At 66.3% G+C, this 22,710-nt stretch carries 19 protein-coding genes; 18 read left to right on the forward strand and 1 reads right to left on the reverse strand.

Features of this window, described 5'->3' with window-relative positions; translation table 11 throughout:
- The 9 genes from VSR71_RS22175 (at nucleotide 1) to VSR71_RS22215 (ending at nucleotide 14,017) form a co-directional block, all read left to right on the forward strand.
- Nucleotides 1–672, forward strand: coding sequence for a type 4a pilus biogenesis protein PilO (locus VSR71_RS22175; protein WP_342915963.1), 672 nt, complete (start codon nucleotides 1–3; stop codon nucleotides 670–672).
- On the forward strand, nucleotides 669–1,238 hold the full coding sequence (locus VSR71_RS22180; protein ID WP_428979449.1) for a pilus assembly protein PilP: 570 nt from the start codon (nucleotides 669–671) through the stop codon (nucleotides 1,236–1,238). The genes VSR71_RS22175 and VSR71_RS22180 overlap by 4 nt, the downstream gene beginning before the upstream one ends.
- Nucleotides 1,235–3,358 carry a type IV pilus secretin PilQ gene (gene pilQ / locus VSR71_RS22185; protein ID WP_342915964.1) on the forward strand — a complete coding sequence of 708 codons (2,124 nt, stop codon included), beginning with the start codon at nucleotides 1,235–1,237 and terminating at the stop codon, nucleotides 3,356–3,358. The genes VSR71_RS22180 and pilQ overlap by 4 nt, the downstream gene beginning before the upstream one ends.
- A gap of 353 nt (nucleotides 3,359–3,711) precedes the next feature.
- Entirely contained in the window at nucleotides 3,712–4,245 is a 534-nt protein-coding gene (locus VSR71_RS22190; protein WP_035877764.1) for a shikimate kinase, read from the forward strand.
- On the forward strand, nucleotides 4,242–5,348 hold the full coding sequence (gene aroB / locus VSR71_RS22195; protein WP_342915965.1) for a 3-dehydroquinate synthase: 1,107 nt from the start codon (nucleotides 4,242–4,244) through the stop codon (nucleotides 5,346–5,348). The genes VSR71_RS22190 and aroB overlap by 4 nt, the downstream gene beginning before the upstream one ends.
- Nucleotides 5,349–5,405: 57 nt before the next feature.
- Complete coding sequence (locus tag VSR71_RS22200) at nucleotides 5,406–6,542, forward strand: deoxyguanosinetriphosphate triphosphohydrolase (protein ID WP_342915966.1); 1,137 nt, start codon at nucleotides 5,406–5,408, stop codon at nucleotides 6,540–6,542.
- Nucleotides 6,543–6,625: 83 nt separating this feature from the next.
- On the forward strand, nucleotides 6,626–7,351 hold the full coding sequence (locus VSR71_RS22205) for a transposase (protein ID WP_342915967.1): 726 nt from the start codon (nucleotides 6,626–6,628) through the stop codon (nucleotides 7,349–7,351).
- A gap of 286 nt (nucleotides 7,352–7,637) precedes the next feature.
- On the forward strand, nucleotides 7,638–12,431 hold the full coding sequence (locus VSR71_RS22210; protein WP_428979450.1) for a glutamate synthase-related protein: 4,794 nt from the start codon (nucleotides 7,638–7,640) through the stop codon (nucleotides 12,429–12,431).
- Between the two features lie 122 nt (nucleotides 12,432–12,553).
- Nucleotides 12,554–14,017 (forward strand): glutamate synthase subunit beta, encoded by a 1,464-nt coding sequence (locus VSR71_RS22215; RefSeq protein WP_342915968.1) that lies wholly within the window; start codon nucleotides 12,554–12,556, stop codon nucleotides 14,015–14,017.
- Nucleotides 14,018–14,103: 86 nt separating this feature from the next.
- On the opposite strand, the gene VSR71_RS22220 is transcribed toward VSR71_RS22215, so the two are convergent.
- Nucleotides 14,104–14,637, reverse strand: coding sequence for a GNAT family N-acetyltransferase (locus tag VSR71_RS22220; RefSeq protein ID WP_342915969.1), 534 nt, complete (start codon nucleotides 14,635–14,637; stop codon nucleotides 14,104–14,106).
- 249 nt (nucleotides 14,638–14,886) lie between these two features.
- On the opposite strand from VSR71_RS22220, the gene VSR71_RS22225 reads away from it, so the two are divergent.
- From VSR71_RS22225 to VSR71_RS22265, 9 genes are all read left to right on the forward strand, one after another.
- Nucleotides 14,887–15,975: a tripartite tricarboxylate transporter substrate binding protein gene (locus VSR71_RS22225; RefSeq protein WP_342915970.1), complete on the forward strand. Its 1,089-nt coding sequence runs from the start codon at nucleotides 14,887–14,889 to the stop codon at nucleotides 15,973–15,975.
- 137 nt (nucleotides 15,976–16,112) lie between these two features.
- The gene (locus VSR71_RS22230; RefSeq protein ID WP_342915971.1) at nucleotides 16,113–16,931 is read left to right on the forward strand and encodes an ABC transporter ATP-binding protein; all 819 of its coding nucleotides are present in this window, start codon (nucleotides 16,113–16,115) and stop codon (nucleotides 16,929–16,931) included.
- Nucleotides 16,928–17,707, forward strand: a complete 780-nt coding sequence (gene mlaE / locus VSR71_RS22235) for a lipid asymmetry maintenance ABC transporter permease subunit MlaE (protein WP_342915972.1) — start codon at nucleotides 16,928–16,930, stop codon at nucleotides 17,705–17,707. Before VSR71_RS22230 ends, mlaE begins: the two co-directional genes overlap by 4 nt.
- Nucleotides 17,708–17,782: 75 nt before the next feature.
- Nucleotides 17,783–18,304 (forward strand): outer membrane lipid asymmetry maintenance protein MlaD, encoded by a 522-nt coding sequence (gene mlaD / locus VSR71_RS22240; RefSeq protein ID WP_133093456.1) that lies wholly within the window; start codon nucleotides 17,783–17,785, stop codon nucleotides 18,302–18,304.
- Nucleotides 18,301–19,308: an MlaA family lipoprotein gene (locus VSR71_RS22245; protein WP_428979451.1), complete on the forward strand. Its 1,008-nt coding sequence runs from the start codon at nucleotides 18,301–18,303 to the stop codon at nucleotides 19,306–19,308. Before mlaD ends, VSR71_RS22245 begins: the two co-directional genes overlap by 4 nt.
- 213 nt (nucleotides 19,309–19,521) lie before the next feature.
- A complete protein-coding gene (locus VSR71_RS22250) occupies nucleotides 19,522–20,151 on the forward strand; it encodes an ABC transporter substrate-binding protein (protein WP_342915973.1) in 630 nt (209 codons plus the stop codon).
- A gap of 123 nt (nucleotides 20,152–20,274) precedes the next feature.
- Entirely contained in the window at nucleotides 20,275–20,628 is a 354-nt protein-coding gene (locus tag VSR71_RS22255) for an STAS domain-containing protein (protein WP_342916052.1), read from the forward strand.
- Between the two features lie 262 nt (nucleotides 20,629–20,890).
- Nucleotides 20,891–21,841 (forward strand): ABC transporter ATP-binding protein, encoded by a 951-nt coding sequence (locus VSR71_RS22260; RefSeq protein WP_342915974.1) that lies wholly within the window; start codon nucleotides 20,891–20,893, stop codon nucleotides 21,839–21,841.
- Nucleotides 21,838–22,659 (forward strand): ABC transporter permease, encoded by an 822-nt coding sequence (locus VSR71_RS22265; RefSeq protein ID WP_133093460.1) that lies wholly within the window; start codon nucleotides 21,838–21,840, stop codon nucleotides 22,657–22,659. The genes VSR71_RS22260 and VSR71_RS22265 overlap by 4 nt, the downstream gene beginning before the upstream one ends.
- Nucleotides 22,660–22,710 lie beyond the last annotated feature (51 nt).

Raw genomic sequence — 22,710 nt, forward strand, 5'->3', positions numbered from 1 at the left:
ATGGCGCTCAATACCGAAATCAACCTGGCCGACCTGACGAGCCAGTTCCGCGGGCTCAACCTCAGCGAGCCGGAAACGTGGCCGGCCGCGCCGCGCGTGCTGTTCGCCGTGATGGCCGCGGCGCTGGTGCTGCTGCTGGGCTGGCAGTTCTACTGGAGCGGCAAGTTCGACGAGCTCGACCGCCAGCGGCTGGAACAGGAAAACCTGAAGCAGGCGTACCAGTCCAAGGTGGCGCAGGTGGCCAACCTCGACGCATTGCGTGAACAGAAGAAGCAGGTCGAGCAACGCGTTGCCCTGCTGGAGCGGCAGCTGCCCAACAAGACCGAGATGGACGCACTGCTGGCTGACGTCAACCATGCCGGCGTAGCGCGCGGCCTGCAGTTCGAGCTGTTCAAGCCGCAGGCGGCAGTGCTCAAGCCCTACTTCGCCGAGATCCCGGTGAACCTGCGCGTGACCGGCCGTTACCACGAGGTGGCGCAATTCAACGCCGACGTGGCCGGGTTGTCACGGATCGTGTCGATGCAGAGCCTGCAGCTTGCCCATACCAAAGAGGGCGGACTTTCCATGGAGGCGGTCGCAATGGCGTACCGTGCGCTCGATCCTGACGAGCAGGCCGCGCAACGCAAGGCCGCTGCGGCTGCCGCCGCCGCCAAGACGGGAGGCGCCAAATGAGCCGCACCCATCGCACCTCTACTACTCGGGGCTCGGCATTGCGGCGCCTGCAGGCATCACCACGCGTGATGGCGGCCGCGGCGCTTGCCGTGGGCCTGCTCGGCGCCTGCGGCGCCAGCGACGAAGACGCGCTGCGCCAGTGGATGGATGCCACGCGCAACGCCCGCGCCAAGCCGCCCGAGCCGTTGCCCGAAGCCAAGCCCTACGTGGCGCGGGAATACGCCGCGGCCAACGCGCCGGAGCCCTTTGCCCAGGCGAAGATCGGCGAACTGAACAAGACGCTGTCGGATTCGCCCGAAGCCGGGCGGCCGCGCCAGCCGCTCGAAGACTACCCCCTCGAGAATTTCAAGATGCTCGGGATGCTGAAGAAGCAGGGGGAGACCTTCGGCATCGTACGCGTCGATAACAAGATCCACCACGTGAAGGTGGGTCAGTATCTCGGCCAGAGTTACGGCCGGGTGGTCCGCATCAGCGATCAGGAGATCGTGTTGCGCGAATTAGTCCGGGAGGGGGTATCCGAGTGGAAAGAGAAAATGACCAGCCTCAAGCTGGAGGTGTCGGCATGACCCCCGCGCGCTGGTATCGTGCGCTCGCGGGCGCCGCAAGCGCGACGTTGGCGCTGTTGCTGCTGATCGCCGCACCGACAGCACTGGCACAAAGCAACCGGATCAAGGCGGTGGACGTCAGTACGGTCGGCGAGCAGACCGTGTTCACGGTCGAGCTCGAACGGCCGCTGGCGCAGAAGCCGATCGATTTCACCACGCAGAATCCGGCACGGCTCGCGATCGATTTTGCCGATACCGGCGTTGCCAACGGGCGCGCGCAGTATGACTACGGCGGCAAGCTGGTCAAGGCGGCCAACGTGCTGCAGATCGGCAACCGCACCCGCGTGATCCTCGAGCTCACCCGCAACGCCACCTATCGCACCGACCAGCGCGGCAATGTCTTCGTGGTTGCGCTGGACAATGTGGCGCCGGCGGTCAAGAACGCGGCGCCCACGTTCGCCCCGGCTGCGACGACGACTGCGGCCGCGGCGGCGCGGCCGTCGGTGCGCCATATCGACTTCCGGCGCGGCGCGGACGGCGCCGGGCGCGTTGTGGTGGACCTGTCCTCGCGCGATTCGGGCATCAATATCGCGCAGCAGGGCAAGAACGTGGTGGTCGATTTCCTCGGCACCACGCTGCCTGACCACCTGCGGCGGCGCTTCGATGTCAGCGACTTCGGCTCGCCGGTGCAGAACATGCTTGCCTCGGACACCAACGGCAACGCGCGCCTGACAATCGAGCCGCGCGGTCACTGGGAATACAGTTCCTACCAGACCGACACGCAGTTCGTGGTGGAGGTGCGGCCCGTCAAGGAAGACCCGACCAAGCTGATCAGCGGGCCGGGCTACCGTGGCGAGCGCCTGTCGCTCAACTTCCAGAACATCGACATCCGTTCGCTGCTGCAAGTGTTCGCGGACTTCACCAACCTGAACATCATCACCAGCGAAAGCGTGCAGGGCAATATCACGCTGCGGCTGAAGGATGTGCCGTGGGACCAGGCCCTGCAGATCGTGATGGACGCCAAGGGGCTGGCATCGCGCCGCAATGGCAATGTGCTGTGGGTGGCGCCCAAGGCGGAACTCCAGACCAAGGAAAAGCTCGAGCTGGAGTCGCAGCAGCAGATCAATGACCTCGAGCCGATCCGCAGTCAGGTGTTCCAGCTCAACTACCAGCGCGCCGAAGACGTGCGCCGGATGCTGCTGGGCGTGAGTGCCGGCGGCGGCGCGGCGGCCCCGGCCGGCGCGGCGGGCGGCGCGGGCGCGAGTGCGCGCATGTTGTCCAAGCGCGGCTCGCTGACCGCCGATGCGCGCACCAACCAGCTGTTCGTGTCGGATATCGCCAGCAAGCTGGAAGAGGTGCAGGGCTTTATCGGCAAGATCGACATCCCGGTGCGCCAGGTCATCATCGAGGCGCGCATCGTCGAGGCCACCGATTCCTTCAGCCGCAACCTCGGCGTGAAGCTGGGCTTTGCCGGGCAGTACAACAACGCGAAAGTCGGCAACACCTATAACAACGTGCTGCCGGGCGCGACCTCGGACAACGGCCCGTTCCTGAGCCTGCCGGCCGCCTCGATCAACGGCACCAATCCGGCCAACATCGCGGTCAGCCTGTTCAACAGCGCGGCCACCCGTTTCCTGGCGCTGGAGCTGTCGGCGCTCGAGGCGGACGGCAAGGGCAAGATCATTTCGAGCCCGCGCGTGGTCACGGCCAACAACATCAAGGCGCTGATCGAGCAGGGCACCGAGCTGCCATACCAGGCCGCCACCTCCAGCGGCGCCACCTCGGTGCAGTTCCGCAAGGCCAACCTGAAGCTGGAAGTGACGCCACAGATCACGCCCGAAGGCAATGTGTTGCTGGACGTGGACGTGAACAAGGACAGCGTCGGTATCCAGACCACGTCGGGCTTTGCCATCGACACCAAGCATGTGCAGACTCAGGTGCTGGTGGAAAACGGCGGCACCGTGGTGATTGGCGGCATCTACACGCAGACCGAGTCCAACGACACCGACAAGGTGCCGCTGCTGGGTGATATCCCGGTGCTGGGCTACCTGTTCAAGAACAACGCCAAGGTCCGCAACCGGACCGAGCTGCTGGTGTTCCTGACGCCGCGGATCCTGAACGACAACGTGTCATTGCGGTGATCGCACCGGGGGTTCGACGCCGGATACAGTAGACTGGCAGGCCGCATCGACCGATGCGGCCTTTTTTGTTGCCGCCGGCCGAGGCTGGTGGCCAGCCAGGGCCAGGAGGAGGCCGGCATGCGCGGCAGGGGAGGCGGGGATGTGGCTGATGCTGCATCCGGCACTTGCCGTGCGCACCACAACATAAGAAGATGATGCAGTTCCTAACCGGGGAGGGCGGCCCAGGCGCCGCGCTCCCGAACGACAGCCCCGTGACAGCCTCTGCGACAGGGTCGGCATCGCGCCTGCACCCCGATCGACAAGAATCCGACCGACCGGAATCCGATCGACCCAATCTCTTTTTCGTCGGCCTGATGGGCGCCGGCAAGACTACCGTGGGCCGCACGGTGGCGCGGCGTCTGCATTATCCGTTTTTCGATTCCGATCACGAGATCGAGGCGCACTGCGGCGTGCGCATCCCGGTGATCTTCGAGGTCGAGGGCGAAGCCGGCTTCCGCGACCGCGAGGCAGCGATGATCCGCGAACTGGCCGGGCGCCAGGGCATCGTGCTGGCTACCGGCGGCGGCGCGGTGCTGCGCGCCGAAAACCGCGAGGTGCTGAAAGCCCGCGGCACCGTGGTCTACCTGCGCGCGAGTCCCCACGACCTGTGGCTGCGTACCCGGCATGACCGCAACCGCCCGCTGCTGCAGACCGAAGACCCCAAGGGCAAGCTCGAGGCGCTATACGCCCAGCGCGACCCGCTCTACCGCGAAGTGGCGGATTTCATTATCGAAACCGGCAAGCCTTCGGTGGCGCAGCTTGCTAATATGGTGTTGATGCAACTCGAAATGGCCGGCTTTGCGATCGACCCCGCGCAACCGGCGCCGCAGGACCCCACCCATCCATGATCACGCTTGAAGTCGACCTGGGAGCGCGCAGCTACCCCATCCATATCGGTACCGGCCTGCTCGACAATGCCGAGCTGCTGCGCCCGCACGTGCGCGGCCAGCACGCCGTCATCGTTACCAACGAGACCGTGGGGCCGCTCTATGGGGCGCGCGTCGAGGCCAGCCTGAAGTCGCTCGGCAAGACCGTGCGCACGGTCACGCTGCCCGACGGCGAGGCCTTCAAGCAGTGGGAAACGCTGAACCTGATCTTCGACGCGCTGCTGCAGGCCGGCGCCGACCGCAAGACCACGCTGGTCGCGCTGGGCGGCGGGGTGGTGGGCGACATGACCGGGTTTGCCGCCGCCTGCTATATGCGCGGCGTGCCGTTCATCCAGGTGCCGACGACGCTGCTGTCGCAGGTGGATTCGTCGGTGGGCGGCAAGACCGGCATCAACCATCCGCTCGGCAAGAACATGATCGGCGCGTTCCACCAGCCCAACGCGGTGATCGCCGATATCGACACGCTGCGCACGCTGCCCCCGCGCGAACTGGCCGCCGGCATGGCCGAGGTGATCAAGCACGGGGCCATCGCCGACGCCGAGTACTTTGCCTGGATCGAGCGCAATATCAAGGCGCTGAACGACTGCGACCCTGAGCTGATGGCGGTGGCGGTGCAACGTTCGTGTGAAATCAAGGCCGGCGTGGTGGCGCAGGACGAGCGCGAGGGCGGCCTGCGTGCCATCCTCAACTTTGGCCACACCTTCGGCCATGCGATCGAGGCTGGCATGGGCTACGGTGCCTGGCTGCACGGCGAGGCGGTGGGCTGCGGCATGGTGATGGCCGCCGACCTGTCGCACCGGCTGGGCTTCATCGACACCGAGACCCGCGCCCGCATCCGCGAACTGACGCTGGCAGCCAACCTGCCGGTGGTGGCGCCGGACCTGGGCACCGACCGCTATATCGAAATGATGAAGGTCGACAAGAAGGCCGAGGCCGGCAGTATCAAGTTCATCCTGCTGAAGAAGCTCGGCGAGGCGTTCATCACCACGGTGCCGGACGCCGACCTGCGTGCCACACTGCAGCACGCGGTGCTTAAACCTCCCACCGAGGCCACGGTCGCTTGACTGACCGGTTATGCCTCGCAACCCAGGCCCCCAAACCTCCAGCCAACGGATTGCCGCATGACCGACTTTGAAAGCCACCTCGCCCCGTACGCCGCCCGCTCCGCGCAGACGCGCGGGCGGGTGCATGCTGAACCCGCGTCGCAGTCGCGCAGCGAATTCCAGCGCGACCGGGACCGGGTCATCCACAGCACCGCGTTCCGGCGGCTCGAGTACAAGACCCAGGTCTTCGTCAACCATGAAGGGGACCTGTTCCGCACCCGGCTGACCCATAGCCTGGAGGTGGCGCAGATCGCCCGCTCGATCGCGCGCAACCTGCGCCTCAACGAAGACCTGGTCGAAGCCATCTCGTTGGCGCACGACCTTGGGCATACTCCCTTCGGCCACGCCGGGCAGGATGCGCTCAACGCCTGCATGAAGAATCATGGCGGCTTCGAGCACAACCTGCAGAGTCTGCTTGTGGTGGACGAGCTGGAGGAGCGCTATGGCGGCTTCAACGGTCTGAACCTGACCTTCGAGACCCGCGAGGGCATCCTGAAGCATTGCTCGCGCGTCAATGCCGCGGCGCTGGGCGAACTGGGCCGGCGCTTCCTGGAGGGCACGCAGCCGTCGCTGGAGGCGCAGCTGGCCAACCTGGCCGACGAGATCGCCTACAACAACCACGATATCGACGATGGCCTGCGCTCCGGCCTGCTGACGCTGGAACAGCTCGACGAAGTCCCGATGTGGGCGCGCCACCGCGCCGAGGTGGCCGATGCCTTCCCCGGCGTGAATGGCCGGCGCGCGATCAACGAAACGGTCCGGCGCATGATCAATACGCTGATCGTCGACCTGATCGAGACCACCAGCCGCAATATCGCCGCAGCCAACCCGCGCAATATCGACGCGGTGCGGGCCGCCGGCCCCCTGGTGGGCTTCAGTCCCCAGCTGCATGAGGAAGCCGCGGCATTGAAGCGCTTCCTGTTCCGGCACCTGTACCGCCATTACCTGGTCATGCGGATGTCGGCCAAGGCCCAGCGCATTGTCGGCGACCTGTTCGGGGCCTTCATGTCCGATCCGCGCCTGCTGCCGCCTCAGTACCAGGCGGGCCACGGCGCCGACCAGTCGCGGCTGATCGCACATTACATCGCTGGCATGACGGACCGCTATGCGATCCGCGAGCACCGGCGCATCTTTGCGGTCAGCGAGGGCAACTGACACGCAAGGAAGGGCCTGGGCCTTTCGGATAATTGGGGACGGATCAGGCTATCATGCGGGCATCGACGCTCGCATGACCCGCCATGGCCCGCCTTCCCCGTTTCTCCCCCGCCGGATTTCCCACCCTGGTGTTGCAGCGAGGCAACAATCGCCAGGACGTCTTCCTCGGCCCGGACGACTACCTGCACTACCTCGACTGCCTGCGCATGGCCGCGCGAGAGCATGACCTGGCGGTCCATGCCTATGCGCTGCGGCCCAATCATGTCCATCTTGTGGCCACTCCCAAGGGTCCGGATTCGCTCAGCCTGACCATGCAGGCGGTCGGCCGCCGCTATGCGCGCTACTTCAATCGCGTCGCCAATCGCACCGGCACGCTGTGGGAAGGGCGCTTCCGCTCGGCCGTATTCGAGCCGGCGCCATGGATGCTGCCGGCCATGCTGTATGTCGAAGGCAACGCGCTGCGCGCGGGAGAGGTGTCTACCCCCGAGGCGGACCGCTGGAGCAGCTACCGCCATCACGCCGGTATCGAGGCCAGCCCATTTGTGAGCGACCACTCCGCGTATTGGGAACTGGGCAATACCCCGTTCGAGCGCCAGTCCAACTACCGCATGCTGACCGCCGAAGGGCTTTCCGGCCGCACGCTCCAGAGCCTTCGAAGCCATGCCCACAGCGGATGGCCTCTTGGCGAGGAGGCATTCCTGGCGCAACTTGAGCGTGGTGCCACGCGACGGGTTCAGCCGTTGCCGAAAGGACGCCCCAAAAAGGTGCAATCCAAGCTGGTCGACGTGATGCCGGCCACGCAGAAATAATGTGTCCCCATTTAAGATGATCACCGAAACGGTGCGATATTAAATGTGTTCTGACCCCATTTAAAATTTTTGCGGGGTTTTCAGGATTCCCATATAGTTGCTCCACCCACAGTCATTGTGCGGCGCGTCACGCTCGTGTACGCCGCTGCGGCCCGCAGACAGCTTCGTCCCCATTTCCCTTCCCGCCGGTCCACCGGTTTGGGTGGATATAAAGAAAGCGCGCGGTCCCCGTTCCGGTAGTCCAGCAGTTCGCGCAGCCTTCACCGGAATTCAGCCCGTGGACCAAATGAAGAACCTTTCGGCCCAAGCGCAGACCAGCGAGCAAATCAGCGAGTCTTCCTCCGCCCTCGACCTGCGTCCGCAGGCCCAAGGCATGTACGACCCGACCAACGAGCATGATGCCTGCGGCGTCGGCATGGTCGCGCACATCAAGGGCAAGAAGTCCCACGAGATCATTTCCCAGGGCCTGAAGATCCTGGAGAACCTGGACCACCGGGGCGCGGTCGGCGCGGACGCGCTGATGGGCGACGGTGCCGGTATCCTGATCCAGATTCCGGACCAGTTCTACCGCGAAGAAATGGCCGCGCAGGGCGTGAGCCTGCCGCCCGCCGGCGAATACGGCGTCGGCATGATCTTCCTGCCGAAGGAACACGCGTCGCGCCTGGCCTGCGAGCAGGAACTCGAGCGCACGGTCCGCCTGGAAGGCCAAGTCGTGCTGGGCTGGCGCGACGTGCCGGTGGACTGCAACATGCCGATGTCGCCGACGGTGCGCAAGACCGAGCCGGTGATCCGCCAGATCTTCATCGGTCGCGGCCGCGACATCATGACCACGGACGCGCTGGAACGTAAGCTCTACGTCATCCGCAAGACCGCCAGCCACGCCATCCAGGCGCTCAAGCTCAAGCACGGCAAGGAATACTTCGTGCCGTCGATGTCGGCCCGTACCGTGGTGTACAAGGGCCTGCTGCTGGCCAACCAGGTCGGCGAGTACTACCTGGACCTGCAGGACCAGCGCGCCGTGTCGGCCCTGGCCCTGGTGCACCAGCGCTTCTCGACCAACACCTTCCCGGCCTGGGAGCTGGCCCACCCGTACCGCATGGTCGCCCACAACGGCGAAATCAACACGGTCAAGGGCAACGTCAACTGGATCAACGCGCGTACCGGCGCGATCTCGTCGCCGGTGCTGGGCGATGACCTGCCCAAGCTGTGGCCGCTGATCTACCCGGGCCAGTCCGATACGGCATCGTTCGACAACTGCCTCGAACTGCTGACGATGGCCGGCTACCCGCTCGTCCACGCGATGATGATGATGATCCCGGAAGCCTGGGAACAGCACACGCTGATGGACGACAACCGTCGCGCCTTCTACGAGTACCACGCCGCCATGATGGAGCCGTGGGACGGCCCCGCCGCGATCTGCTTCACCGACGGCCGCCAGATCGGCGCCACGCTGGACCGCAACGGCCTGCGCCCGGCACGTTTCTACGTGACCGAGGACGACGTCGTGGTGCTGGCGTCCGAAGCCGGCGTGCTGCCGTTCCCCGAGTCGCGCATCGTCGAGAAGTGGCGCCTGCAGCCGGGCAAGATGTTCCTGATCGACATGGAACAGGGCCGCATCATCGACGACAAGGAGCTCAAGGACAACCTGGCCAACGCCAAGCCGTACAAGAGCTGGATCGACGCCGTCCGCATCAAGCTGGACGAGATCGATGCCAAGCCGGAAGACGTTGCCGCCGAGAAGAAGCCGGTGGCCAAGCTGCTGGACCGCCAGCAGGCCTTCGGCTACACCCAGGAAGACGTCAAGTTCCTGATGGCGCCGATGGCGCTTGCCGGCGAAGAAGCCACCGGCTCGATGGGCAACGACTCGCCGCTGGCGATCCTGTCGTCCAAGAACAAGACGCTGTACCACTACTTCAAGCAGCTGTTCGCGCAGGTCACCAACCCGCCGATCGACCCGATCCGCGAGAACATGGTGATGTCGCTGGTGTCGTTCATCGGCCCGAAGCCGAACCTGCTCGAGCTGAACAACATCAACCCGCCGATGCGTCTCGAAGTGTCCCAGCCGGTGCTGGACTTCAAGGACATCGCCAAGATCCGCAACATCGAGCACTACACCGGCGGCAAGTTCCGTTCGTACGAACTGAACATCTGCTATCCGACCGCCTGGGGCAAGGAAGGCATCGAAGCGCGCCTGGCCTCGCTGTGCGCGGAAGCCGTGGATGCGGTGCGTTCGGGCTACAACATCCTGATCGTGACCGACCGCCCGGTGGATGCCGACCATGTCGCCATCCCCGCGCTGCTGGCCACCTCCGCCATCCACCACCACCTGGTGGAGAAGGGCCTGCGCACGTCCACCGGCCTGGTGGTCGAGACCGGCACCGCGCGTGAAGTGCACCACTTCGCGCTGCTGGCCGGCTACGGCGCCGAAGCCGTGCACCCGTACCTGGCGATGGAAACCCTGGCCGATATGGCCAGCGGCCTGTCGGGCGACCTGTCGCCCGAGAAGGCGGTCAAGAACTTCGTCAAGGCGGTCGGCAAGGGCCTGTTCAAGGTGATGTCCAAGATGGGCATCTCCACCTACATGTCGTACACCGGCGCGCAGATCTTCGAAGCCATCGGCCTGTCGCGCGAGCTGGTGCAGAAGTACTTCCACGGCACGCCGTCGAACGTCGAGGGCATCGGCATCTTCGAGGTGGCCGAGGAAGCGCTGCGCCTGCACACGGACGCCTTTGGCAACAGCCCGGTGCTGGAGAACATGCTGGACGCCGGCGGCGAGTACGCCTACCGCATCCGCGGCGAAGAGCACATGTGGACCCCGGACTCGATTGCCAAGCTGCAGCACTCGGTGCGCGCCGACGACGGCAAGGGCGCCTACCAGACGTACAAGGAATACGCCAACATCATCAACGACCAGAGCAAGCGTCACATGACGCTGCGCGGTCTGTTCGAGTTCAAGGTCGATCCGGCCAAGGCGATTCCGCTGGAAGAAGTCGAGCCCGCCAAGGAGATCGTGCGGCGCTTCGCCACCGGCGCGATGTCGCTCGGCTCGATCTCGACCGAAGCCCATGCCACGCTGGCTGTCGCCATGAACCGCATCGGCGGCAAGTCGAACACCGGCGAAGGCGGCGAAGACGAGAAGCGCTACCGCAATGAACTGCGCGGTATCCCCATCAAGCAGGGCGACAGCCTGAAGAGCCTGCTGGGCGATGTGATCGAGGCCGACCTGCCGCTGCAGGATGGCGACTCGCTGCGCTCGAAGATCAAGCAGGTGGCGTCGGGCCGCTTCGGCGTGACCGCCGAGTACCTGGCTTCCGCCGACCAGATCCAGATCAAGATGGCGCAGGGCGCCAAGCCGGGCGAAGGCGGCCAGCTGCCGGGCCACAAGGTCTCGGACTACATCGGCAAGCTGCGTTACTCGGTGCCGGGCGTGGGCCTGATCTCGCCGCCCCCGCACCACGACATCTACTCGATCGAGGATCTGGCGCAGCTGATCCACGACCTGAAGAACGTCAACCCGTCGTCGGATATCTCGGTCAAGCTGGTGTCCGAAGTGGGCGTCGGCACCGTGGCCGCGGGCGTGTCCAAGGCCAAGGCCGACCACGTCGTGATCGCCGGCCATGACGGCGGCACCGGCGCCTCGCCGTGGTCGTCGATCAAGCACGCCGGCACGCCGTGGGAGCTGGGCCTGGCCGAAACGCAGCAGACCCTGCTGCTCAACGGCCTGCGCAACCGCATCCGCGTGCAGGCCGACGGCCAGATGAAGACCGGCCGCGACGTCGTCATCGGCGCGCTGCTGGGTGCCGACGAATTCGGCTTCGCCACGGCACCGCTGGTTGCCGAGGGCTGCATCATGATGCGCAAGTGCCACCTGAACACCTGCCCGGTGGGCGTGGCCACGCAGGATCCGCAACTGCGCAAGAAGTTCCAGGGCAAGCCGGAGCACGTGGTCAACTTCTTCTTCTTCGTTGCCGAGGAAGCCCGCGAGATCATGGCCCAGCTGGGCATCCGCACCTTCGACGAGCTGATCGGCCGGGCCGACCTGCTCGACACCAAGGCCGGCATCGAGCACTGGAAGGCACGCGGGCTGGACTTCAGCCGCATCTTCCACCAGGTGTCGCTGGGCGCGGACGTGCCGCTGTACCACACCGACGTGCAGGACCACGGCCTGTCGGTGGAAGCCGGCAAGGCGCTGGACCACGTGCTGATCGCCAAGGCCCGTCCGGCGATCGAAAAGGGCGAGCGCGTGTCGTTCATCCAGCCGGTCAAGAACGTCAACCGTACCGTCGGTGCGATGCTGTCCGGCGTGGTCGCCAAGCAGCACGGCCACGAGGGGCTGCCCGACGACACCATCCACATCCAGCTGCAAGGCACCGCCGGCCAGTCGTTCGGCGCGTTCCTGGCGCACGGCATCACGCTGGACCTGGTGGGCGACGGCAACGACTATGTCGGCAAGGGCCTGTCGGGTGGCCGCGTGATCGTGCGTGCCCCGCACGAGTTCCGCGGCGATCCGACCCGCAACATCATCGTCGGCAACACCGTGCTGTACGGTGCCATTGCCGGTGAAGCGTTCTTCAACGGCGTCGCCGGCGAGCGCTTCGCGGTGCGCAACTCCGGCGCCGTGGCGGTGGTGGAAGGTACCGGCGACCACGGTTGCGAGTACATGACCGGCGGCACGGTGGTGGTGCTGGGCGGTACCGGCCGCAATTTCGCGGCCGGCATGTCGGGCGGCGTGGCCTACGTCTATGACGAGGACGGCCTGTTCGACAAGCGCTGCAACACCTCGATGGTGGCGCTGGAAGCCGTGCTGGCCTCGGCCGACCAGGAGAAGGGCCAGCCCCAGGCTTCGTGGCACAAGGTTGACGGCAAGCGCGTGCTGGATGAAGTCATCCTGCGCAACCTGATCGAGCAGCACTTCCGCTACACCGGTTCCGAGCGCGCCAAGGCGCTGCTGGCTGACTGGACCACGGCACGCCGCAAGTTCGTCAAGGTCTTCCCGACCGAGTACAAGCGCGCGCTGGGCGAGATGTACGCCAAGGAACAGGCAGCCCGCGACAGCGACCGCGAAGCCATCGCGGCCTGAGCGCAGCAGCAAACCAACGTAGCGACGGGTCGCGGCAAGCCGCGGCGGCCCTGACAAGATACTGACCCCACCGCAGGGCCGGCGAAGCCGCCGGTCCCGCGCAGCATGACCAAGGACGCAACATGGGTAAGGCGACTGGCTTTCTCGAATTTCCGCGCCAGAATGAGGGCTACGAACCGGTAGTCAAGCGCGTGAAGCACTACAAGGAATTCGTGTTCGCGCTGTCCGACAGCGAAGCGAAGCTCCAGGGTGCGCGCTGCATGGACTGCGGCATCCCGTTCTGCAACAACGGCTGCCCGGTCAACAACATCATCCCCGACTTCAACGACCTGGTGTACCGCCAGGACTGGAAGTCGGCGATCGAGGTGCTGCACCAGACCAACAACTTCCCCGAGTTTACCGGCCGCATCTGCCCGGCACCGTGCGAGGCCGCCTGCACGCTGGGCATCAACGAGCTGCCCGTGGGCATCAAGTCGATCGAGCACGCCATCATCGACAAGGCCTGGGAAGAAGGCTGGGTTGCACCGCAACTGCCGCGCCACAAGACCGGCAAGACCGTCGCCGTGGTCGGCTCCGGCCCCGCCGGCATGGCTGCCGCGCAGCAGCTGGCACGCGCCGGCCATGACGTGACCGTATTCGAGAAGAACGACCGCATCGGCGGCCTGCTGCGCTACGGCATCCCCGACTTCAAGATGGAGAAGTCGCTGATCGACCGCCGCATGGAACAGATGCAGGCAGAAGGCGTGACCTTCCGTGCCGGCGTGATGGTGACCGATGGCGAGCTGCCGGCCGGCATCAAGAACTATGCGCGTGAAACCATCTCGGCCCAGGCCCTGATGGACCAGTTCGACGCCGTGGTGCTGGCGGGCGGTGCGGAAGTGCCGCGCGACCTGCCGGTGCCGGGCCGCGACCTGAACGGCATCCACTTCGCGCTGGAAATGCTGATTCCGCAGAACAAGGAAGTGGCTGGCGATGGCGCCAACGACATCCGCGCCGAAGGCAAGAACGTGATCGTGATCGGTGGCGGGGATACCGGTTCCGACTGTGTGGGCACGTCCAACCGCCACGGCGCCACCTCGGTGACCCAGTTCGAACTGCTGCCGCAGCCGCCGGAGGAAGAGAACAAGCCGCTGGTGTGGCCGTACTGGCCGATCAAGCTGCGCACCTCGTCGTCGCACGACGAAGGCTGCGAGCGCGACTGGTCGGTCGCCACCAAGGAATTCATCGGCGAGAACGGCAAGGTCACCGCACTGAAGGCCTGCCGCGTCGAGTGGAAGGATGGCCGCATGCAGGAAGTGGAAGGCAGCGAGTTCATCCTGCCGGCCGACCTCGTGCTGCTGGCGATGGGCTTCACCAACCCCGTGGGCTCGATGCTGGAAGCCTTCGGCGTCGACACCGATGCGCGCAAGAACGCCAAGGCATCGACGGAAGGCGAGCGCGCCTACCACACCAACGTGCCCAAGGTATTCGCCGCCGGCGACGTGCGCCGTGGCCAGTCGTTGGTGGTGTGGGCCATCCGCGAAGGCCGCCAGGCCGCGCGTTCGGTCGATTCGTTCCTGATGGGGCATACCGACCTGCCGCGCTGATCCGCAGGTCACTGCCGCAACAAAAAGCCCGCCTGGCGCAAGCCGGCGGGCTTTTTTTCGTTGCGGCAGCGGCGCGGCGGCGGGCCTCAGCCGGCCAGCGTCTTTTCCATCAGGACCGCGGCGGCACCATAGTCCGCCAGCTTGTCCACATGCCGCGCCGCGGTCTCCGCTGCCACCGGTGCGTACCCGAACCGGCGCCACCAGGGCGCCGCCGCCTGTACGGCGATCAGCCGCGAATGCTTCAGCCCGGCCGCCAACGCGGCCGCCTGCGCTGCCGTGTACAGGCGTGGCGCCAGCCCGCCGCTGCGGCCGGCGGGCGCCACGGCCATGTCGTGGACGAACCATGTCAGGGGCGCTGGCGCCTGGCGCCAGCCGTCGTCGAGCACGCCATCGAGCGGGGGCAGGCTGGTCTCCGGCCAGGCGTGGGTGAACAGGTAGGCGGCCAGGGTGCCGGGCCGGTGCGGATCGTCGGCGACCCAGCAGGTGGTGGGGGAGAGCGCCAGCCGGCTCGCCAGCGCGTCGCGGCTTTCCAGCAGCACCTCGGTATAGCAGGCGGCCTGCACGTCCATCACGGCGGGCAGGTCGGCGGCCACCATGGGCCGCAGGGGAAACATCGTCATCGCGCGATTATAGCCGGCGGCCCATGCCGGTTCGCGGTGGAGCCGGGACTGCCGCCGGACCGGGCAATGTCGCGTTTGGCAAGGCTGGACAAGGCCTTCAGGGTTCTCCCGGCTATGGTTTACGTGCCTGTGGCCGTCCGGGCAATGTACTTACAATTTTCAAAAAACAACTCACGGAAACCGCCTCGCGAATCCTTTTTCCCCAGAACCAGCTCGCCGTCCCCTCAGGGGATGGGTGGGAGGAAATTGATGACCGAAGTGCGCAATATGCCGCAGCTTTGGCGAGGTAAAGCAAAGTTCGCGTCGTGGCAATCCACATGGGTATTGCTCCGGCGCTGGCTCAAGACTTTCCTGTGCCTGTATGTCCTGGGCTGTGCCACGCTCGCGCTCGCCGTGCCCGCGACGCCGGCGGTAGCCGGGCCGCAGCTGGTGCGCAGCATGTCGTTCCCGAACCGCCCGATGCGACTGATCGTGCCGTTCCCGGCCGGCGGCGTGGCCGACGCGGTCGCCCGCTTGCTGGCAGAGCGCCTGTCGGAGCGGCTGGGCGTGCCGATGGAAGTCGACAACCGCCCCGGCGCAGCCGGCACCACCGCCGGCGATGTCGTCGCCAAGTCCAGTTCGGACGGCCATACGCTGCTGTTCCACCAGGCCAATATGCTGATCCAGCCGGGGCTGGAGCCGGTGCCCTATGACGTGGTGCGCGATTTCACCCCGGTGGCGCGGGTCGCCACCACGCCGCTGTTCCTGGTGATCGACGCCCGGCTGCCGATGCGTACGCCGGAGCAATGGATGACCGCGGTGAAATCCAGTCCGGCCTCCTACAGCTACGGCTACGGCCAGCCGGGCAGCCCATCGCACCTGTACGCCGAGTACGCCGTGCGCGGCATCCGCAACGGCGTGCCGCTGGTCACCGCCAAGGGCGAAGCCGCGGTGGTGCAGGAGATGCTCGCCGGCCGCATCAGCGCCTGCTTCTGTTCGTTCGCCGCGGTGCAGAGCCAGGTCCGCAGCGGCGCGCTGCGGCTGGTTGGCGTGACCGGCATGGCGCGCTCGCCGCTGGCGCCGCTGGTGCCGACGCTGCAGGAGTCCGGGCTGGAAGGGTACGCGGCCGCGGCCTGGTTTGGCGTGATGGCGCCCGCCAAGACGCCGCGGGCGATCGTTTCGCGGCTGGCCGTCGAGCTCGATGCGGTGATGTCCGAGCGCGAGGTGCGCTCACGGCTTCAGGCCGCCGGCCTGACGACGTTGCGCGATTCGCCGGAGGCCTTTGCCACGGCCATCCGCTCAGAATCGATCCAGTGGCAGGTGATCCTGCGGGACGTCAGCCAGGTGCAGGAACCCTGAACGGAGAACTTTCGCTGACAGAATCAGACGCTGTTCTATTGCGTCGGTCGGCAGCGATGTCGCGCGCGACACACACGGGTACCAGCAGGGCTAGGTAGTACACCTTATAATGCGCCCCTGTCCCGACCGGTGCCAACGTGACCGACCCTGCTCAAAACCTCGTCGAACTCAATGCGGTGGATTTCGCTTATGCGGACCACGGCAAGCCCATCCTGTCCGGCCTCACCATGCAATTCCCGCGTGGCAAGGTGATCGCGGTGATGGGCGGTTCGGGGTGCGGCAAGACCACGGTACTGCGGCTGATCGGAGGCCAGGTGCGGCCGCAGGCGGGTACGGTCCGCTTCGACGGCACCGATATCCACCGGCTCGATACCCGCGGCCTGTATGCGGTGCGGCGCCAGATGGGGATGCTGTTCCAGTTCGGCGCGCTGTTTACCGATCTGTCGGTCTTCGACAATGTGGCCTTTCCGCTGCGCGAGCATACCGACCTGCCGGATTCGATGATCCGCGACCTGGTGCTGATGAAGCTGAACGCGGTCGGCCTGCGCGGCGCCCGCGACCTGATGCCGTCGCAGATCTCGGGCGGCATGGCGCGGCGCGTGGCGCTGGCGCGCGCGATCGCGCTCGATCCCGCGCTGCTGATGTATGACGAGCCCTTCGCCGGCCTCGACCCGATCTCGCTCGGCCTGACCGCCCGCCTGATTCGCAGCCTCAACGACGCGCTCGGCGCGACCACGATCATCGTCTCGCACGACGTGCACGAGACCTTCCAGATCGCCGACTACGTGTATTTCATTGCCGACGGGCGCATCGCCGCGCAGGGCGAGCCCGAGGCGCTGCGCGCCTCCACCGACCCGTTCGTGCACCAGTTCGTCCACGCCGAGGCCGACGGCCCGGTGCCGTTCCACTACCCGGGACCGTCGCTGGCCGAGGACTTTGCCCGAGGTGCGCGGTGATCGGTTTCTTTGCCACCATCGGCGCGGCCGTGCGCCGCAGCGTGACTGGCCTGGGCCATGCCACGCGCATGTTCCTCACCGTGCTGGGCCTGTCGCCGGCGCTGCTGCGCCGCTTCCGGCTGGTGACAGACCAGGTTTTCTTCGTCGGCAACCTGTCGCTGGTGATCATCGCCGTGTCGGGCCTATTCGTCGGCTTCGTGCTCGGCCTGCAGGGCTATTACACGCTGAACCGCTACGGCTCGGAACAGGCGCTGGGCCTGCTGGTGGCGCTGTCGCTGGTGCGCGAACTGGGGCCGGTGGTGACCGCGCTGCTGTTTGCGGGCCGCGCCGGCACCTCGCTGACCGCCGAGATCGGCCTGATGAAGGCGGGCGAGCAGCTGACCGCGATGGAAATGATGGCGGTGAATCCGCTGCAGCGCGTGGTCGCGCCGCGTTTCTGGGCGGGCGTGATCGCCATGCCGGTGCTGGCGGCGATCTTCAGCGCGGTGGGCATCCTGGGCGGCTACGTGGTCGGCGTGCAGCTGATCGGGGTCGACGCCGGCGCTTTCTGGTCGCAGATGCAGGGCGGCGTCGACGTGCGTGCCGACGTGCTCAATGGCGTGATCAAGAGCTTTATTTTCGGCATCGCCGTGACGTTCATTGCCTTGTACCAGGGCTTCGAGGCCAAGCCGACGCCCGAGGGCGTCTCGCGCGCGACCACCCGCACCGTGGTGATCGCATCGCTGGCGGTACTGGGGCTGGATTTCCTGCTGACCGCGCTGATGTTCAGCAACTGAGGCTGGACCAGGGCGCGGGCAATACTGATAAAAAAGACAGCGACAAGACACTACGGGGTTGAAGAAGAGAATCCGATGAAAAAGATCACACTCGATTTCTGGGTGGGCCTGTTCGTGGCGGCGGGGTTTGTGGCCTTGCTGTTCCTGGCCCTCAAGGCGGGAAACATGAGCGCCTTCACCTTCCAGGACACTTACAGCGTGCAGGCCCGCTTCGACAATATCGGCGGGCTCAAGCCGCGCGCGCCGGTCAAGAGCGCCGGCGTGGTGGTCGGCCGCGTCGCGGCGATCCGCTTCGACGACAAGACCTACCAGGCCACCGTCGAGATGAACCTGGAGAAGCGCTACCAGTTTCCCAAGGACACCTCGGCCAAGATCCTGACCTCGGGCCTGCTGGGCGAGCAATATATCGGCCTGGAAGCCGGTGGCGACACCGCGATGCTGGCCGATGGCGCCCGCATCACCATGACGCAATCCGCGGTGGTGCTGGAAAACCTGATCGGACAGTTCCTGTACAACAAGGCGGCGGATGCCGGTGGTGCCAGCGGCTCGCCTGCAGCCGGCGCCAGCGCGCCGGCGCTGGGTGGGGATGCCAAATGAGTGCTGTTCCCCCCGTCAAGCCGGGCCGCGCCGCGCGCCGCCCGGTGGCTGGGCTGATGGCCGCGGCGGCAGCCGCTGCGCTGCTCGCCGGCTGTGCCACCGGCCCCACGGCCAACCCGAAGGATCCGCTCGAGCCCTTTAACCGCGAAGTCTCGAAGATCAACGAGGACTTCGACAAGGGCATCCTGCGCCCGGTGGCCGAGATGTACGCCGACTACATGCCGACGCCGGTGCAGCGCGCGGTGGAGAACTTCTTCTCCAACGTCAGCGATGCGTATTCGGCGGTGAACAACCTGCTGCAGGGCAAGCCCACGCGCGCCGCCGAGGATTCGATGCGGGTCGCGATGAACTCGGTGCTGGGCCTGGGCGGCCTGATCGACATCGCCACGCCGGCCGGCCTGCCCAAGTACAAGGAAGACTTCGGCCAGACGCTGGGTGTGTGGGGCGTGCCGCCAGGCCCGTACCTGGTGCTGCCGCTGTTCGGCCCGAGTTCGGTGCGCGACACCGGCGGCATGCTGGTGGATCGCCAGTTCGACCCGTCGGCCTATATTGACCCGGTATCGCTGCGCAATTCGCTGACCGGAGTGCGCATCGTCGCGGGCCGCGCGCAGCTGCTGGGCGCCAGCAACCTGCTGGAGCAGGCTGCGCTGGACAAGTACTCGTTCCTGCGCGACTCCTACCTGCAGCGGCGCCAGTACCTGGTGTACGACGGCAATCCTCCTGCCGACGGCGACGCGGACAGCGATGGCGCCGCACCCGCAGCGCCGACTGCCCCGGGGGACGCCGAGGGCGAGAAGCCCGCCGGCGCCACCACGCCTGCGGCGCCGGCGCCCGCCGCACAAGCGGCGGATGCGTCCGCGCCCGCGGCCACGCCGCCGGCCGATGCCTCCGCGCCTGCCGCGACGCCGCCCAAGGGCGACATCCAGCCGGAAAGCCAGAGCCTGCCGGTGCCAACGGTGGAGCCGATGCAGCGTATTGTCCCGGGCGTGATCCGGATTCGCTGAGTGCCTTGTTGCGCCAGTCCCGACGGGCTGGCGCCAGGCTGTGAAAGTCCTGTCAGGGCTGAAACAATTTGTTTGTAAGTGGCGGGGAAGGCGCCGGAGCGTGCAACCCGCGAGCCGTGCTTATGTTCCAATCACCGCAAGGCCGCTGCCGCCAGGCGGCGGCCGTCCGGTGGACCTCGCCGGCAAACGTCTTTGAGAAAGAAGGAAAAATCCATGATTAAGCGACTGTTGGTCCCCTTTCTTACGGTAGTAGCCTTTGCCGGCGCTGCCCATGCACAGGTGTCGGGCACGGACGCGGCCACCCCGGACGGGCTGGTCAAGGCCGTGGTCGACGACGTAATGACGACCGTCAAGGCCGACAAGGACATGCAGGCCGGCAACATCGCCAAGATCACCGCGCTGGTCGAGCAAAAGATCATCCCAAACGCCAACTTCCAGAAGACCACGCAGATCGCGATGGGCCGCAACTGGTCGAAGGCGACGCCCGAGCAGCAGAAGCAGATCACCGAAGAGTTCAAGACCCTGCTGATCCGCACCTACGCCGGCGCCATCGCCCAGATCCGCGACCAGGCCGTGCAATACCGCCCGTACCGCGGCACGCCTGAGGACACTGATGCCACCATCCGCACCCAGGTCATCAACAAGGGCGAGCCGATCCAGATGGACTACCGCCTGGAGAAGACCGCGAACGGCTGGAAGGTCTACGACATCAACGTGCTGGGCGCGTGGCTGACCGAGGCCTACAAGGGCAGCTTCAACACCATCGTCGGCCAGCAGGGCGTCGAGGGCGTGATCAAGACGCTGCAGGACCGCAACCGCCAGCTGGCCAACGCCAAGAGCTAAGCCGCGGCGAGCGCGCGCCGCTGCAATGCAGCACGGCGCGCCGATCTTGCACTACAATGGCCGTTCGCGGCACTGGCTCCCGCCTCAGCGCGGGAGTTCTTGTTTGCGCCGTTCCGCCGCAGCATTTTCTCCTCATACCGACGACTTCCTGACGCCACCATGCTTTCGCTGGGTACCTCGCTGACCAACCAGAACGCCGCCGCCGTGCTGCGCGACGGGCTGGCGCGCGTAGAGCAGGGCGGGGTGCAGGGCAAGCTTCAGGTCGACTGCACGGACCTGGCGCAGGTAGATTCCTCCGCGGTTGCCGTGCTGCTGGCGTGGCATCGTGCCGCAGCCGCGCGCAACCTGGCGCTGTCGCTGCGCGGGGTGCCGGCGCAACTGTCGCAGCTGGCCAACCTGTACGGTGTCGACGGCCTGCTGGGCCTGGCAAACGGCGACGACCCGCTCTCCCGTCCGGACCACCACCACCGACATTGATCCGGCATCGCCGGGCGCAGCGATTGCGTCCGAACGCGATGCCCCGGCGACGGCCTGGTGCGGTCGCCGAGCCCAGCGGGCGGTCCGGTGGGGGATCAAGCGGGACCTACCCCGCATCCCCTATAATCCCGGGTTATTCGCCCTCCCCCCGCCTGATTCCGGTGCATGCAAAGCCGGCCCAGGAAATCCGGGCACTCAGCAGCTCCCCCATTTCAGGCGGCTGGCCCCCAATAAAGGCCGGACACGCCACACACAATCGGCCATGAAAGCCATTGAAATCCACGACGTTCGCAAGCGCTACAGCAACCTGCAGGCGCTCAAGGGCGTCAGCTTCACCGTCGAACGCGGCGAATTCTTCGGCCTGCTCGGGCCGAACGGCGCCGGCAAGACCACGCTGATCTCGATCCTCGCCGGCCTGAACCGCGCCGACTCCGGCCGCGTCCGTGTGCTGGGTCACGATGTCGTATCCGACTACCGGATGGCGCGGCGTATGCTTGGCGTGGTGCCGCAGGAGCTGGTGTTCGACCCGTTCTTCACGGTGCGCGAGACGTTGCGGCTGCAGTCCGGCTATTTCGGCCTGACCAGCAACGACGACTGGATCGACGAGATCATGGCCAACCTGGACCTGACCAGCAAGGCCGATTCCAATATGCGCCAGCTGTCGGGGGGGATGAAGCGCCGCGTGCTGGTGGCGCAGGCGCTGGTACACCGCCCGCCGGTAATCGTGCTGGACGAGCCCACTGCCGGCGTCGACGTCGAGCTGCGCCAGACGCTGTGGAAATTCATCTCGCGGCTGAACCGGGAAGGCCACACCATCATCCTCACCACGCACTACCTGGAAGAGGCCGAGGCGTTGTGCGACCGCATCGCCATGCTCAAGTTCGGCGAAGTGGTGGCGCTGGATCGCACCAGCAACCTGCTGACGCAGTTCGCCGGGCTGCAGCTGGTGCTGACTTTCGCACAGGGCACCCTGCCGCAGGCGCTGGAGCCGTTGCGCATGCCGGCCAACCCGGGCGAGCGCGCGGTGCGGCTGCGGCTGTCCGGCTACCAGGCGGTCGAGCCGATCCTGGCCGCCTGCCGCGAAGCCGGCTGTGACATCGAAGACATGGAAATCAACAAGGCCGACCTCGAAGACGTGTTTGTCCAGATCATGCGCCGCGAGGGCCACATGCCCGGTGCGTTGCCCGACCCCGCCATGGAGGCCGCGGCATGAAGCAGCCTGGCGAAATCGAACTGGTGGAAGACGCCCGCCTGGGCCCGATGGCCGTTGGCGGCCTGGTCGGCTTCCGGACCCTGCTGTACAAGGAAGTGCTGCGCTTCTGGAAGGTCAGCTTCCAGACCGTGGCCGCGCCGGTGCTGACCGCGGTGTTGTACCTGCTGATCTTCGGCCACGTGCTGGAAGACCGCGTCAAGATCTACGACCAGATCAGCTACACCGCCTTCCTGGTGCCCGGGCTGGTGATGATGAGCGTGCTGCAGAACGCTTTCGCCAACAGCTCGTCGTCGCTGATCCAGTCCAAGATCACCGGCAACCTGGTCTTCGTGCTGCTGCCGCCGCTGTCGCACTGGGAGATGTTCGGCGCCTATGTGCTGGCCTCGGTGATCCGCGGGCTGACCGTGGGCCTGGGCGTGCTGCTGGTGACGGCATGGTTTGCCAACCTGCATTTCGCCAACATCGGCTGGATCGTGGTGTTCGCGCTGCTGGGCGCGGGCATCCTCGGCACGCTCGGCCTGATCGCCGGCATCTGGGCGGAGAAGTTCGACCAGCTCGCCGCGTTCCAGAACTTCCTGATCATGCCGGCCACTTTCCTGTCGGGCGTGTTTTATTCGATCCATTCGCTGCCGGCTTTCTGGCAGGCGGTGTCCCATGCCAATCCGTTCTTCTACATGATCGACGGCTTCCGCTATGGCTTCTTCGGCGTCTCGGACGTGTCGCCGCTGTTCAGCCTGGCGGTGGTGGGATCGGCCTTCGTGGTGCTGGCGGCGCTGGCGCTGCGGCTGCTGAAGTCCGGCTACAAGCTGCGCCACTGAGCGCGGCCGCACCGACACTGCGCACTTACTGAATACGCTGAAGAGAACCCC

This window comes from Cupriavidus oxalaticus (assembly GCF_038900635.1).
GTDB lineage: Bacteria > Pseudomonadota > Gammaproteobacteria > Burkholderiales > Burkholderiaceae > Cupriavidus > Cupriavidus oxalaticus_B.